This is a genomic window from Ruegeria sp. N7, assembly GCF_056531345.1.
Genome location: NZ_JBQFLR010000001.1, coordinates 281808 through 294476 on the forward strand (window position 1 = coordinate 281808; position 12669 = coordinate 294476).

Sequence of the window (12669 nt, forward strand, 5' to 3'; positions counted from 1 at the left end):
ACCTCGCCCTATCACTGAGGTCCAAGAACGCGTGACAGGGCGAGGCCATGAGCAATTCCATTCCCATATCAGACCTGACGGATGATGAGGCGCGTGCCGAACTGGCGCGGTTGGCGGACATCCTGTCGCGAGCCAACACTCTGTATCACGCAGAAGATGCGCCCGAGTTGTCGGATGCGGATTATGATGCCCTCAAACGCAGAAACGCCGAGATCGAGGCGCGTTTCCCCCACTTGAAACGTGCTGACAGCCCAACAGAGCAAGTCGGTGCCAAACCGGCGGACGGGTTTTCGAAAGTTACTCATGCCGTCCGAATGATGTCACTGGGCAACGCGTTCGACGATGGGGACATTGCCGATTTCGACACCTCGATTCGCAAATATCTGGGCCTTGATGCAGGCGCGCCGCTGGCTTTCACAGCCGAACCCAAGATTGACGGCCTGTCTTTGTCCTTGCGCTATGAGAGCGGACAGCTGGTTCAGGCCGCAACGCGGGGCGACGGTGAAGTTGGCGAGAACGTGACGGCCAACGCGTGCACCGTCTCTGATATTCCACAGCAGATTGAAAACGCGCCCGAAATTCTTGAGGTCCGGGGCGAGATTTACATGTCTCACTCTGATTTCGAAGCGTTGAATGAGCGGCAGGCTGAACGGGGGGGCAAACCCTTTGCCAACCCGCGCAATGCGGCGGCAGGGTCACTGCGCCAGCTGGATTCGGAAGTTACCCGATCCCGCCCATTGCGCTTCTTCGCCTATGCCTGGGGTGAACTGTCAGAGCCTTTGGCGGATACCCAGATGGGAGCGATTGAGCGTCTTGCTACGCTTGGGTTCCCCACGAATTCCTTGACGCGCCTATGTGCCACGACTGAGGACATGATCGCTCATTACCGGGATATCGAAGCGCAGCGTGCGACTTTGGGGTATGATATCGATGGGGTCGTCTACAAGGTAAACGATCTGTCATTGCAGGCGCGTTTGGGTTTCCGTTCGACGACGCCAAGATGGGCAATCGCACATAAGTTCCCAGCCGAACTGGCCTGGACCAGATTGGAGGCGATTGACATTCAGGTTGGTCGTACAGGGGCGCTCAGCCCTGTGGCACGGTTGCATCCTGTAACGGTTGGCGGGGTGGTCGTCTCCAATGCCACTTTGCACAACGAGGATTATATCGCTGGGCGCGACGCCAAAGGCGGCACGATCCGTGATGGAAAAGATATCCGAGTGGGCGATTGGGTTCAGGTCTATCGCGCGGGCGACGTGATCCCCAAACTGTCGGATGTCGACTTGTCCAAACGCCCCGCCGATGCACGCCCCTTTGCCTTTCCGACACATTGCCCCGAATGCGAGAGCGATGCGATCCGCGAAGAAGGCGACGCGGTTCGACGGTGCACTGGCGGCCTGATCTGTCCTGCGCAGGCCGTTGAAAAGCTGAAACATTTCGTGTCGCGCAAAGCCTTTGATATAGAAGGGCTGGGTGCAAAACAGATTGAAATGTTCTATGGGGATCCAACCCTTCCGATCAATGCGCCAGCTGATATCTTCACGCTGGAACAGCGGGACGCAGCCAGTCTGACGCGGTTGAAAAACCGGGACGGGTGGGGCGAAACATCCGCCAGGAACCTGTTCGAAGCCATTGATGAAAAGCGGAAAATTCCTTTTGCGCGCTTGTTGTTTGCACTGGGCATTCGACATGTGGGCGAAGTCGGTGCGCGCGATCTGGCACTGTATTATCGTGATTGGGATGCGATGGCGCTCGCGTTGGACACTGCACGACCGGCTGCACTGGCGCAACGGCGGGCGGATGAGGCGGAAGACGCAGAGCGTGCGGCAGCGCAGCTTGAAGGGCGTCGCGCACGCGTGAAAGAAGTGCGGGACGCAGCCATCGCGGAGGCCAATGTCGCAGCCGATGCCAATGCCGCCTGGGCAGAGCTGATTGGCATCGACGGAATTGGCGCAACGCTTGGCCTTTCACTGTCGGACGCATTTGCCAATGAAGAGGAACGACGGGCTTTCGACACGCTGCGCAGCGAATTGACGGTTATCGCCCCCGACGCGCCAGCCTCGGACAGTCCGGTCGCGGGTAAAACCGTAGTGTTCACCGGAACGCTGGAAAAATTGACCCGCGCCGAAGCCAAAGCGCGGGCCGAGGCGTTGGGCGCCAAGGTTTCCGGATCTGTCAGCAAGAAAACCGATATTCTGGTCGCGGGTCCCGGGGCCGGGTCAAAGGCGAAAAAGGCAGCGGAACTTGGGATCGAAACTTTGGACGAGGATGGCTGGCTTCAGCTGATAGAAGGCGCATGAGCGGACGGCCCGAACAGCTTTTCCCGCTATTTGCGGGGCTGGAAACGTTGGATGGCGTCGGCCCCAAGACAGCGCAGGCCATGGCGCAGACCGGGGTGGAATCCCCGCGCGATGTTCTGTTCAGCCTGCCTTATGCCGTGGTGGATCGGCGCAGGCGGGATTCAATACAGGGGGTGAACCTGCCGGCCACTCTGACCGTGGAAGTGACAGTTGGCCCGCACAGACCGCCCCGCAGCAAGGGGGGTGCCTATCGCGTTCATGTCGAAGACAGTCAGGCCGATTTCCAGCTGGTCTTCTTCCACGCACGTGGTGAGTATCTGAAGAAAGTGTTGCCACAAGGATCACGCCGCGTGGTTTCCGGCAAGTTGGAACTGTTCGACGGTATGGCGCAGATGGTGCATCCGGACCACATGCTGCCCGTTGAACAAGCAGGAGATATCCCGGAATTCGAACCGGTTTACCACCTGACGCAAGGGCTGACGCAGAAAACAGCGTTCAAGGCCAGCCGCAGCGCATTGGCACGCGCACCCGAACTTGAGGAATGGATCGATCCGGCGCAGGTGTCGCAGCAAAACTGGCCGAACTGGTCCGCGGCCATTCACGCCGGTCACAATCCGCGCGGCGCGGATGATGTAGCGCCGTTTGCCCCTGCACGTCAGAGGTTGGCGTATGACGAGTTGTTTGCGCATCAGCTGACGCTCGCTTTGGCCCGGCAGCGAGAGCGCAAGTCGCGGGGAATCGTCAGCGTGGGAACCGGGGTACTGCAATCGAAAGTGCTGGCAAGCCTTCCATATCGCCCGACCGGCGCACAAACGCGCGCCATTGATGAGATTTCGGCTGATATGGCATCTGACGCCCGAATGAACCGGCTGTTACAGGGCGACGTCGGCGCCGGTAAGACGCTGGTGGCCTTCATGGCCCTTCTGATCGTGGTTGAGGCAGGCGGGCAGGGCGTGATGATGGCCCCGACCGAAATTCTGGCGCGCCAGCATCTGGAAGGATTGCGCCCCCTGGCGGAGCAAGCTGGAGTGGTTCTGGAACTGCTCACCGGGCGTGACAAGGGCGCGGAGCGGCGTGCCAAGCTTGAGGCGCTTAAACAAGGCGATATTCACATACTGGTTGGCACACATGCAGTGTTTCAAAGCGATGTTGAATTCCAGGCGCTGAGATTGGCCATCGTCGACGAACAGCACCGGTTTGGCGTTCGGCAGAGGATGGAGTTGTCGGAAAAAGGCAAGGGGGCAGATGTTCTGGTAATGACTGCCACCCCCATCCCGCGCAGTCTGGCGCTGGCGCAATACGGCGACATGGATGTTTCGGTGCTGGATGAAAAGCCTCCGGGGCGAAAACCGATCAAAACGGCAATTGTCAGCACACAGCGTATGGACGAAGTCATAGCCCACCTGCGGCGCGCGATTGATGAGGGGCGACAGTGTTACTGGGTGTGTCCTCTGGTCGACGAATCCGAAGTTTCAGACCTTACAGCGGCCGAGGAACGCTTCAAACGCCTGCGGACCATTTTGGGTGAGGGCGTTGTGGGGCTGGTTCATGGTCAGATGCCACCAGCCGACAAAGACGCCGCAATGAGCGCATTTCAGAACGGGCAAACAAAGGTCCTTGTTGCCACGACGGTGATCGAGGTCGGCGTGAACGTACCCAACGCAACGATCATGGTCATTGAACGGGCCGAGATCTTTGGGCTCGCGCAATTGCACCAGTTGCGGGGGCGCGTTGGGCGCGGGGATGCGGAATCCACCTGTTTGCTGATGTATCAACCACCGCTCAGCGACGGAGGGCGCAAGCGGCTGGAGGTTCTGCGCGAGACAGAGGATGGCTTCCGAATCTCGGAAACTGACCTTAAGATGCGAGGCGCGGGCGATCTGATTGGTACTGCGCAATCCGGGTTGCCAAAATTCCATATCGCGGACCTGGAACGTCAGGCAGGATTGATGGCAGTCGCCCAATCCGATGCGCGGGCGTTGCTGACGACCGATCCCAAGCTGACCTCGGACAGGGGACAGGCCGCGCGTGTTCTGCTTTGGCTGATGAAACAGGATCAGGCGATCCGTTTGATTTCAGTGGGTTAGCTTTAACGTCCCCTAAAGTTCACAAATGTTCTCAAAAAGTTCTTTACCTGCGCTTGGAAATATGAGAACAAAAGGTCAACAAAGGATTAAAACTCTGACCGGAGGTGACCCTATGCTGACCCAGATCAAGACCGCTTTCAGCCGCGCGCAATCGACTATCCTGCAGGATGCCGTTGGCGTGGTGTCTTTGGTCGTGATGCTGATGGTGGCCCTTCACCTGCCGGTTGGTTTCTAAGCCTTTCTGCCTGCGATCTCGTGCCGAAAAATCCGCGCTGTCATCCCCATTTCAGTCAAGGGTGACCTGCCTGTCCCAAACCCCTTGAGGGGCCATGCCTCGGCCCCGCGCGGTACACCGGACCCCACGCGAGACACGCAATACCTACCGCCGCCTTTTCGCCCGGAAAGCGCGGCGGCTTTTTTTACAATTGGCCGGTTTTGAAGATTTCCAACAGCGCGGACAGGACTGAGTTGGCGGCAACCGAGGCCAAGATCATCCCCATGACACGGCTGATGATTGCCGCGCCTGAATGACCGATCAGCCGAATGATGGGCTCGGCCAAAAGCATCAGCACAAACGCAACCAGCAATACAGAAAGCATGACAAGCGCTGTGATACCCTGATCCGCGATGCTATAGCGGTGGTTGTCTGTCAGAATAACGATTGCCAGCATTGCGCCGGGGGATGCCAGTGAAGGCACGGCAAGCGGGAAAATCGCCGGGTTCTGCTGGTGGTACGCGTCTTCACGATCTTCTTCGGCTTGCCGTTGTTCGACCTCTTGTTTGCTTTCACCAAAGATCATCGTCAGGGCAAACAGAAACAGGATAATGCCGCCAGCGACCTGAAAAGAATTCAACCCGATATCCAGCGCTTCGATCAGCACCTGACCAAATACAAGGAAGAACAGCAATACGGCAGCACTTATCACGGCTGCTAACATCGCTGTCCGCCGCCGGCCTGCCGCGTCCAATCCGGCAGTAACTGCAATGAAAACGGGAATTGTTCCAATCGGGTCGATAACGACCCAAAGCGTAACGAAATGCTCGAGCAAATTATTCAAACCCATCCCTCCTGAAATCTGGGCAGAGGGTAAACGGGTTTACACCAAATAGCTATAATCAGGCGCAGTTTGCCTGTTCAGCCTGCGCCATGGCCTCAGCCGTGGCATCCAGAACCAGCAGGATCGACGCGTGGCGGTTTTTATAATCCCGTGCGGGCATAAGCACCTCAAGCCCATCAAACGGCGCATCAGGTGCAGGGCCGCCAGTCTTGAGCATGGCCGCCAACTGATCGCGCGCAGCTTCGACCTGCGCCCGCGACGCGCCAATTATCGCTTCCCCAACGACCGAGGCGGACGCTTGCCCCAAAGCGCAGGCTTTGACGTCCTGACCAAAGGCACTGATCTGACCATCACGAACCTTGATGTCCACAGTTACAGTCGATCCGCATAAAGGTGAGCGTTTCTTGACGGTTGCATCGGGATCTTCCAATCGCTCAAGATGCGGAATATCCGCAGCCAGCGCCAGAATGCGCCCAGAGTACAGCTTAATCAGGTCGTTCTCGCCGCTCATGGCTTTCCCTCGTCGTGTGTTACCCATACATAGTGGCGAGCCCACCGGATGCAAAAGGTTTTTGAGATGTCTGACCCAGTCGTGTTTGATCCCTCTACTTTGAGATTTAATGAGGCGGGTCTGATCCCGGCGATTGCGCAGGATGAAACATCAGGCGAGGTTCTGATGATGGCCTGGATGAATGTACAGGCAGTTGAAAAGACCCTCGAATCCGGGCGGGTGACCTATTGGTCACGCTCGCGGCAGGCTTTCTGGATCAAGGGCGAAACCTCGGGCCATGTGCAGGAACTTGTGGATTTCCGGATCGATTGCGACCGGGACTGCCTACTGGTTCTTGTCCGTCAAACCGGAGCAGCCTGTCATACCAACCGACGAACCTGTTTTTTTACCGCCGTTCGGGATGGGGACGAAACTGAACTGATGGCGCCAATGGAATAGGGGTCAAAGCCCAACCATTCGGCGTATGTCATTTGGGCTGGCCCCTTCGGCCCGGTACTTTGCAATTGCGCGGGCATCGTCGCGTTTGGCCAGCCGTTTGCCTGCATCATCGCGGATCAGATCATGATGGAAATACACGGGTGTCGGCAGGTTCAACAACGCCTGCAAAAGAACGTGGATGCGGGTTGCTTCGAACAAGTCCCTCCCTCGAACCACCTGTGTTACGCCCTGAGCAGCATCGTCAAGCACAACGGACAAGTGATACGACGTCCCCATGTCGCGGCGGGACAGAACTACATCACCTATGGTGGTGACCACCTCATCAGGCGTGAAAGTGATAATGCCGGTTTCGCCGCCCGGACCCGATCCTAACTCAAGAAATTGGTACCTGTCCGGGTTGCGGACCGCCTGACACGCCTTGACCACGTCCAATCGCAAGGGGTCCTGAGTTGGACGAGGAAGGTTCGATAAATCTTTGCCAGCAAACCTTTTTCGACAGGTCCCGGGATAAACAAGCCCGTCGGGTCCAAGCATGGGTGCGCCTTCCTGCGGCGCACTGGCTGCTGCTGCGATATCTTTGCGATTACACGTGCACGGATACAAAAGCCCCTGCGCCCATAGCTGGTCCAGCGCCTTATGGTAAACGTACATACGATCCGATTGGCGCATTACGGGTTCAGGCCATGTCAGCCCCAGCCATCTGAGGTCGCTGTATATCTGATCCTCCCATAGCTGTCGTGAGCGGGATCGATCGATATCCTCAATTCGCAGCAAGAACCGGCCGCTTTCAGATGCGGCCCTATCGCTGGCAACCAACGCAGAATACGCGTGCCCAAGGTGAAGGGGGCCTGTTGGGGATGGCGCAAAGCGCGTTACAAGAGTCACGCTTTTTCTAATACATACACGTCAGAGTTAAGGTTGATACCAGGCAGGTGGGGACCGTGTTCACGAAATAACAAACGTGCTGCCCCCATGTCGACCCAATCCGTCAGACGGCAAGTGAATTGATGGTCCGCCAACGCATGATCGTTCAGCGAAAAGCCAAGCAAACCGCCCTTGGGCAGTGCGTGCATCAACAAATCCAGTGTCTCGGGCGGGGCAGCACCTTTTCCGATCACTCCTATGGCTGTGATCATCGTGTACTCCCCACGCTTCAACGGCGCGGGTTTGGCGATATCGAATCCGGTCAATGCTCGGTAAACGCCTTTGCTGGCGGCTTCCTGAAGCATGTTCTCTGTTGGATCCATCCCATCGATGACCTCAAAGCCAACTGCGCGCAGGGCAAGCCCCGACAACCCGGTGCCGCAGCCGTAATCCAGAATGGGTGTCTGAGGCTTCGGTGCGAAAGACCACAAAGCCGCTGCAACACGGCCCGGCGTGGCGTAACCGTGTTCACCAACTTCCTTTTCATAGGTTGCAGCCCAGTTCTGATAGTGCGCTTCAGTCGCTTCAGGCGTGCCGAGATTGTATGTGCTGTTCAGAAACGTGTCGTTCATTCCAGCATGCTAGGCCGAGACCGCATTACGCGTCCAGTCAGCAATGCTCCAACCAGGTACTCCATTCGGCTTTGGCCCGGTCGGTATAGGCCTTGTACCGGTCTTTACGACCCCGACGCCCGCCTTTCAGACCATCCACGGGGCGAAACAGGCCGAAATTCACGTTCATCGGCTGAAAGGTCTTGGCCTCGGCACCGCCCGTTATGTGGTGAATCAAAGCACCCATTGCGCTGTCTTGCGGAACGGTTGGCAGGTCACGCCCCAAAATCTGAGCGGCGGCAAGCCGACCGGCCAGCAACCCCATCGCGGCGCTTTCTACATAGCCTTCGACACCCGTGATCTGTCCGGCAAAGCGGATGTTGGGTTTGGATTTCAACCGCATTTGCGAATCCAAAAGCGTGGGAGAGTTGATGAACGTATTGCGGTGGATGCCACCCAACCGGGCAAAGCTGGCATTTTCCAAGCCCGGGATCTTACGGAACACTTCGGTCTGGGCACCATATTTCATCTTGGTCTGGAAACCCACGATGTTGAACAAGGTGCCCAAAGCGTTATCACGGCGCAGCTGCACCACCGCATGAGGTTTCACGTCGGGCTCATGCGGGTTGGTCAGCCCGACCGGTTTCATCGGTCCATGGCGCAGCGTTTCGCGACCGCGTTCGGCCATAACCTCTATGGGTAGGCAACCGTCGAAGTAACCTGCTGTCTCTCCTTCGTGAAATTCAGTTTTTTCTGCTGCCAGAAGCGCGTCTATGAAGGCTTCGTACTGATCCCGGTCCATCGGACAGTTCAGATAGGCTGTGCGTTCTTCTTCGGTCTCGCCCTTGTCGTAGCGTGATTGCATCCACGCTTTGCTCATGTCGATGCTCTCGGCATAGACGATCGGTGCGATGGCGTCGAAAAAGGCAAGTGCGTCAGACCCTGTCTCGGTCTGGATGGCCTGGCCCAGCGCGGGCGACGTCAGGGGGCCGGTCGCAAAGATCCACTGGCCTTCGTCGGGCAGGGTCGTCACTTCTTCGTCGGTTACCGTCACGCGCGGGTGGGTGCGAAGTTTTGCGGTCACACTTTCTGCAAACGGGTCACGATCCACAGCCAGCGCGCCACCGGCTGGCAGGCGGTGTTCATCGGCCGTTGTCATGATCAACCCATTGGCGGCGCGCATTTCCCAATGCAGCAGGCCCACGGCATTCTGCTCATCATCATCCGAGCGGAACGAGTTCGAACACACCATTTCCGCCAGATTGCCGGTCTGATGTGCAAAGGTGCCGATGGTCGGACGCATTTCGTGGATCACAACACCCACACCCATTTCAGCAGCTTGCCAGGCCGCTTCTGACCCGGCCATGCCGCCGCCTACAATATGCAAAACTTGTGTCATGCGATGCCACATAGGGCAGACCACAATCGGGCGCAACTGAGGCGAAGCGGTTTCGCGAATTTTATCGAAGGGGTCTTGGGGCCGCCGCTGCGGGATTGTCAGCGCTGGTGAGAGAGACCAGCTGGAGGGACCTTCCGCCCACGGCGACCCAAAAGTGTCCTGAGGCCTTGGCCTCGACCCAGCTTTGCCACAGTGTCGCCCTTTTGAAAAGTGCAAAATTCAAAACAGTGGCGAAAAATGTGCAAAACAATTGCATTATTGGGACCAATTTGGGGGGCGTTTTTCGATAAAGGCTGAAATGCCTTCTTCTGTATCCCGGTACAGCATGTTTTGCGCCATTACGTCGCCGGTATAGGCATAGGCCTGATCCAGCGGCATCAGAAGCTGTTGATAAAACGCCTCTTTACCGATTTTGACAGCGGCTCCTAGCTTGGAGGCAACCTGTTCTGCAAGCGCATTGGCTTCGTGTTTAAGATGCGTCATGGGGACAACGCGGTTGACCAAACCCAAATCGGCAGCACGTTCAGCTGATATGAACTCTCCTGTTGTCAGCATTTCAAATGCCTGCTTTTTGGGGATATTGCGGCTGAGGGCCACCATTGGGGTGGAGCAGAATAAGCCGATATTAACGCCGTTCACTCCAAACCGCGTGTCTTCGGCGGCGACGGCCATGTCACAGGTGGCCACCAACTGACACCCGGCGGCGGTTGCAATGCCGTGGACCTGTGCGATGACGGGCTGGGGCAGGGACTGGATTGACATCATCACCTTCGCGCAGCGAGAAAACAGGTCATTGAAATAAGCTTTGCCGCCATCTTCGGACTGGCGTCCGGCCGTCATCTGTTTCAGGTCGTGACCGGCGCAAAAAGCCTTGCCCTGACCCGCCAGGATCACTGCCCGGATCGACGTGTCTTCACGCAACGTGTCCAGTTCAGCCTGAAACGCCGACAGCATCTCGTCACTCAGCGCGTTCAGCCGCTCTGGGGCGTTCATTGTAAGCCGCGCAACAGCGCCAGTGTCGTTACGTTCCAGAATTGCCATCTTGCCCTCCGATCCCATGTTGGGCCAACTCTAGGTCGGTATGAGCAGGAGGGAAAGCATGGCTTTGGCATTGAACCGGGACGAACTGTCACAATACCTTAAGCAGGTTTTCCCGCAGGTGCACAAAGACTTTGTCGTCGAGGACCTGACCGAAGATACAATCACCATGCGCCTTGTTGTGCAGGATCAGCATTTGCGGCCGGGGGGCACGGTTTCGGGGCCATCCATGTTTGGGTTGGCCGATGTTTGTGTATACGCAATGGTTCTGGCGCGAAAAGGGCGTCAATCCCTGGCGGTCACAACGAACAGTTCCCTGGATTTTTTGCGCAAACCAGAAGGCAACACGGACATGATCGCCAAATGTCGCCTGCTGAAACTGGGCCGGACTTTGGCCGTCGGTGACGTGCTTATGTATTCCGATGGCGCAGAAGACCCAGTTGCCAGAGCGACGATGACCTATTCCCTGCCACCTGCAGGGTCTGCAGCCGCGAAATTCGGATAAAAAAGACCGGGGACAAGCCCCGGCCCAGGAAGAGGTCCCAATAATGGGACTGGGGATCAGTTAAATCTGCCAAAAATGGCGCTTTACTTCGCGGCGCGCATCATGACGGGTCAGACCGACGTCTTTCAGCAAGCGGTCATCCAGATAACTAAGATTGACGCGGCTGCGGCGACGACGCTCCCATTGAGTGACCGCTGCCGCAAACCGCACGGCCAGTGCAGCGGCCAGAGGCAGCCGGGGGCTGTCGGTCAGCAGCAGAAGGGCGGGGGTGTGCATTGTGCGTGTCATCTCGGAATTCCTTTCAAATTGTATTGACACAAATTAGCTGTACTTGGTACACATGACTGATACATTCGAAATTGTGTCAAAAGCAAAGGAAGAATTGTAATGGATACAATTTGGCCAGAGGCGCTGTCAAAATCTAAAGGACCGAAATACACTCTGGTTGCTGACACAATTCGAAAAGCCATAGATAACAAATCTTTGGAAGTCGGTGTCAAACTCCCTCCGGTGCGCGAACTGGCGTATCGTCTGCAAATAACACCTGGTACAGTCGCGCGCGCCTATACAATCCTGACAGATGAGGGGTTGTTACAAGCCGAAGTCGGACGTGGTACATTTGTTGCGCCGCCGAAATCGCCCATTCTTGACGACGTTTGGGCGCGGCAACTGCATCTTCGCGACGACAAGTACAATGCCAATGTAAGCCTGTTCAGCCCAAGGTTGGCGGATATGGGGCAGGTGTCCCTGATCCGTGAATGTCTGAAAAAAGTGTCGCAAGCCGATCCGGGTTTGTTTCTGAATTACCCGACGCGCGATGCGTACCAGCCCGTGCGACAGGCGGTTGTGGACTGGTTGTCAGATCTTCCGCTGGGTGCACTGACCCATGATGATATTGTGTTGACACATGGTGGCCAGAACGGGCTTTGCGTTGTGTTTCAGACGATCCTGCGTGGGCCCAAACCTGTCGTACTGGTCGAGGACCTGTCTTATGCCGGGTTCCGTCGCGCAGGCGAACTGATGCGCGCGGAAGTGGTCGGTGTGAAGATGGACAAATGGGGTGTCGATCCCGCAGCGTTGGAGCATGTTCTGCGCCAGACCACAGCGCAGGCCGTCTGTGTGTCGCCAGAAGTTCAGAACCCAACGGGCGCGCACACACCGTTGGAGCGGAGGAAAGAGATCGTTGAGATTGCCCGTCGCTTTGATTTGCAGATCATTGAAGATGACTGCTATCGCATGGGCGATGCCCGAGAGCCCAGCTTTCGGGCGCTGGCGCCTGAACGGGGATGGCACGTGTCATCAATCTCGAAGATTCTGACACCGGCATTGCGTGTGGGTTTTGCTATCGCCCCCAGAGAAAGAAGTGTCGATTTGCGCCGGTCCGCTGAATACGGATATTTCGGATTGGCCCAACCCTTGGCGGAATTAACCCGTCATTTGTTGTCCGATCCGCGCACGCGCCAGATCGCCAAGGATGTGCGCACACGGATGGGGGATTATCTACGCGTCGCCGTCAATACCCTGGGTGGGTTTGATTTGAACTGGGGCCCGGACGTTCCCTTTGTCTGGCTGAGCCTTCCGTCTGGCTGGCGGTCGGCTGCATTCAGTCGCGCAGCCGAGAGGGAAGGGATACAGCTCCGATCCGCCGACGAATTCGCGCTGCGCGATGGGCGCGCGCCGAACGCGGTACGTATTGCCATGAATGGCCATGTGTCGCTGGAACGGTTCGAGGACGCGATGCAGCGCCTGCGGGTTCTATTGGACAATCCGCCTGAACAAATCAGCGTTTGAAGATGGGGTAAAATAATACCTATTTTTTAAGTATTTGTTTTTACGTGCATAAATAAGACAAGTGCCG

13 protein-coding genes are annotated in these 12669 nt (G+C 57.1%); 6 read left to right on the forward strand and 7 right to left on the reverse strand.

Annotation, left to right across the window (positions count from 1 at the left end):
• Positions 1-47: 47 nt before the first annotated feature.
• The 3 genes from ligA (at position 48) to ACR0ES_RS01400 (ending at position 4622) form a co-directional block, all read left to right on the forward strand.
• Complete coding sequence (gene ligA, locus ACR0ES_RS01390) at positions 48-2300, forward strand: NAD-dependent DNA ligase LigA (RefSeq protein ID WP_480869277.1); 2253 nt, start codon at positions 48-50, stop codon at positions 2298-2300.
• On the forward strand, positions 2297-4387 hold the full coding sequence (gene recG / locus ACR0ES_RS01395; protein ID WP_480869279.1) for an ATP-dependent DNA helicase RecG: 2091 nt from the start codon (positions 2297-2299) through the stop codon (positions 4385-4387). Before ligA ends, recG begins: the two co-directional genes overlap by 4 nt.
• A gap of 112 nt (positions 4388-4499) precedes the next feature.
• Positions 4500-4622 carry a hypothetical protein gene (locus ACR0ES_RS01400; RefSeq protein WP_480772677.1) on the forward strand — a complete coding sequence of 41 codons (123 nt, stop codon included), beginning with the start codon at positions 4500-4502 and terminating at the stop codon, positions 4620-4622.
• A 184-nt stretch (positions 4623-4806) separates the two neighbouring features.
• Here the strand turns inward: ACR0ES_RS01400 and ACR0ES_RS01405 are convergent, their stop codons facing one another.
• Both ACR0ES_RS01405 and ACR0ES_RS01410 read right to left on the reverse strand, forming a co-directional pair.
• Positions 4807-5445 (reverse strand): MarC family protein, encoded by a 639-nt coding sequence (locus ACR0ES_RS01405; RefSeq protein ID WP_480553457.1) that lies wholly within the window; start codon positions 5443-5445, stop codon positions 4807-4809.
• Positions 5446-5503: 58 nt separating this feature from the next.
• Positions 5504-5956, reverse strand: a complete 453-nt coding sequence (locus tag ACR0ES_RS01410) for an iron-sulfur cluster assembly scaffold protein (RefSeq protein WP_267366385.1) — start codon at positions 5954-5956, stop codon at positions 5504-5506.
• A 48-nt stretch (positions 5957-6004) separates the two neighbouring features.
• Between ACR0ES_RS01410 and hisI the strand changes: the two genes are divergently transcribed.
• Positions 6005-6394 (forward strand): phosphoribosyl-AMP cyclohydrolase, encoded by a 390-nt coding sequence (gene hisI / locus ACR0ES_RS01415; RefSeq protein WP_480772678.1) that lies wholly within the window; start codon positions 6005-6007, stop codon positions 6392-6394.
• 3 nt (positions 6395-6397) lie between these two features.
• On the opposite strand, the gene gluQRS is transcribed toward hisI, so the two are convergent.
• From gluQRS to ACR0ES_RS01435, 4 genes are all read right to left on the reverse strand, one after another.
• Positions 6398-7279, reverse strand: coding sequence for a tRNA glutamyl-Q(34) synthetase GluQRS (gene gluQRS / locus ACR0ES_RS01420; protein WP_480772679.1), 882 nt, complete (start codon positions 7277-7279; stop codon positions 6398-6400).
• On the reverse strand, positions 7276-7890 hold the full coding sequence (locus tag ACR0ES_RS01425) for a class I SAM-dependent DNA methyltransferase (RefSeq protein WP_480772680.1): 615 nt from the start codon (positions 7888-7890) through the stop codon (positions 7276-7278). The genes gluQRS and ACR0ES_RS01425 overlap by 4 nt, the downstream gene beginning before the upstream one ends.
• 37 nt (positions 7891-7927) lie before the next feature.
• Positions 7928-9268: a methylenetetrahydrofolate--tRNA-(uracil(54)-C(5))-methyltransferase (FADH(2)-oxidizing) TrmFO gene (gene trmFO, locus ACR0ES_RS01430; RefSeq protein ID WP_480772681.1), complete on the reverse strand. Its 1341-nt coding sequence runs from the start codon at positions 9266-9268 to the stop codon at positions 7928-7930.
• A 255-nt stretch (positions 9269-9523) separates the two neighbouring features.
• Positions 9524-10309: an enoyl-CoA hydratase gene (locus ACR0ES_RS01435; protein ID WP_480772682.1), complete on the reverse strand. Its 786-nt coding sequence runs from the start codon at positions 10307-10309 to the stop codon at positions 9524-9526.
• Positions 10310-10367: 58 nt separating this feature from the next.
• Here ACR0ES_RS01435 and ACR0ES_RS01440 point away from each other — a divergent pair, with 58 nt between their 5' ends.
• Positions 10368-10811 (forward strand): PaaI family thioesterase, encoded by a 444-nt coding sequence (locus ACR0ES_RS01440; protein ID WP_480480994.1) that lies wholly within the window; start codon positions 10368-10370, stop codon positions 10809-10811.
• A gap of 60 nt (positions 10812-10871) precedes the next feature.
• On the opposite strand, the gene ACR0ES_RS01445 is transcribed toward ACR0ES_RS01440, so the two are convergent.
• Positions 10872-11099, reverse strand: coding sequence for a DUF1127 domain-containing protein (locus ACR0ES_RS01445; RefSeq protein WP_480472702.1), 228 nt, complete (start codon positions 11097-11099; stop codon positions 10872-10874).
• A 99-nt stretch (positions 11100-11198) separates the two neighbouring features.
• On the opposite strand from ACR0ES_RS01445, the gene ACR0ES_RS01450 reads away from it, so the two are divergent.
• Positions 11199-12602: an aminotransferase-like domain-containing protein gene (locus ACR0ES_RS01450; protein WP_480772683.1), complete on the forward strand. Its 1404-nt coding sequence runs from the start codon at positions 11199-11201 to the stop codon at positions 12600-12602.
• Positions 12603-12669: the final 67 nt, after the last annotated feature.

Coding starts and splice junctions, on each gene's coding strand:
- ligA (WP_480869277.1), top strand. CDS start 48: ATGAGCAATTCCATTCCCATATCAGACCTGACGGATGATGAGGCGCGT.
- recG (WP_480869279.1), top strand. CDS start 2,297: ATGAGCGGACGGCCCGAACAGCTTTTCCCGCTATTTGCGGGGCTGGAA.
- ACR0ES_RS01400 (WP_480772677.1), top strand. CDS start 4,500: ATGCTGACCCAGATCAAGACCGCTTTCAGCCGCGCGCAATCGACTATC.
- ACR0ES_RS01410 (WP_267366385.1), bottom strand. CDS start 5,956: ATGAGCGGCGAGAACGACCTGATTAAGCTGTACTCTGGGCGCATTCTG.
- hisI (WP_480772678.1), top strand. CDS start 6,005: ATGCAAAAGGTTTTTGAGATGTCTGACCCAGTCGTGTTTGATCCCTCT.
- ACR0ES_RS01425 (WP_480772680.1), bottom strand. CDS start 7,890: ATGAACGACACGTTTCTGAACAGCACATACAATCTCGGCACGCCTGAA.
- trmFO (WP_480772681.1), bottom strand. CDS start 9,268: ATGACACAAGTTTTGCATATTGTAGGCGGCGGCATGGCCGGGTCAGAA.
- ACR0ES_RS01435 (WP_480772682.1), bottom strand. CDS start 10,309: ATGGCAATTCTGGAACGTAACGACACTGGCGCTGTTGCGCGGCTTACA.
- ACR0ES_RS01440 (WP_480480994.1), top strand. CDS start 10,368: ATGGCTTTGGCATTGAACCGGGACGAACTGTCACAATACCTTAAGCAG.
- ACR0ES_RS01445 (WP_480472702.1), bottom strand. CDS start 11,099: ATGACACGCACAATGCACACCCCCGCCCTTCTGCTGCTGACCGACAGC.
- ACR0ES_RS01450 (WP_480772683.1), top strand. CDS start 11,199: ATGGATACAATTTGGCCAGAGGCGCTGTCAAAATCTAAAGGACCGAAA.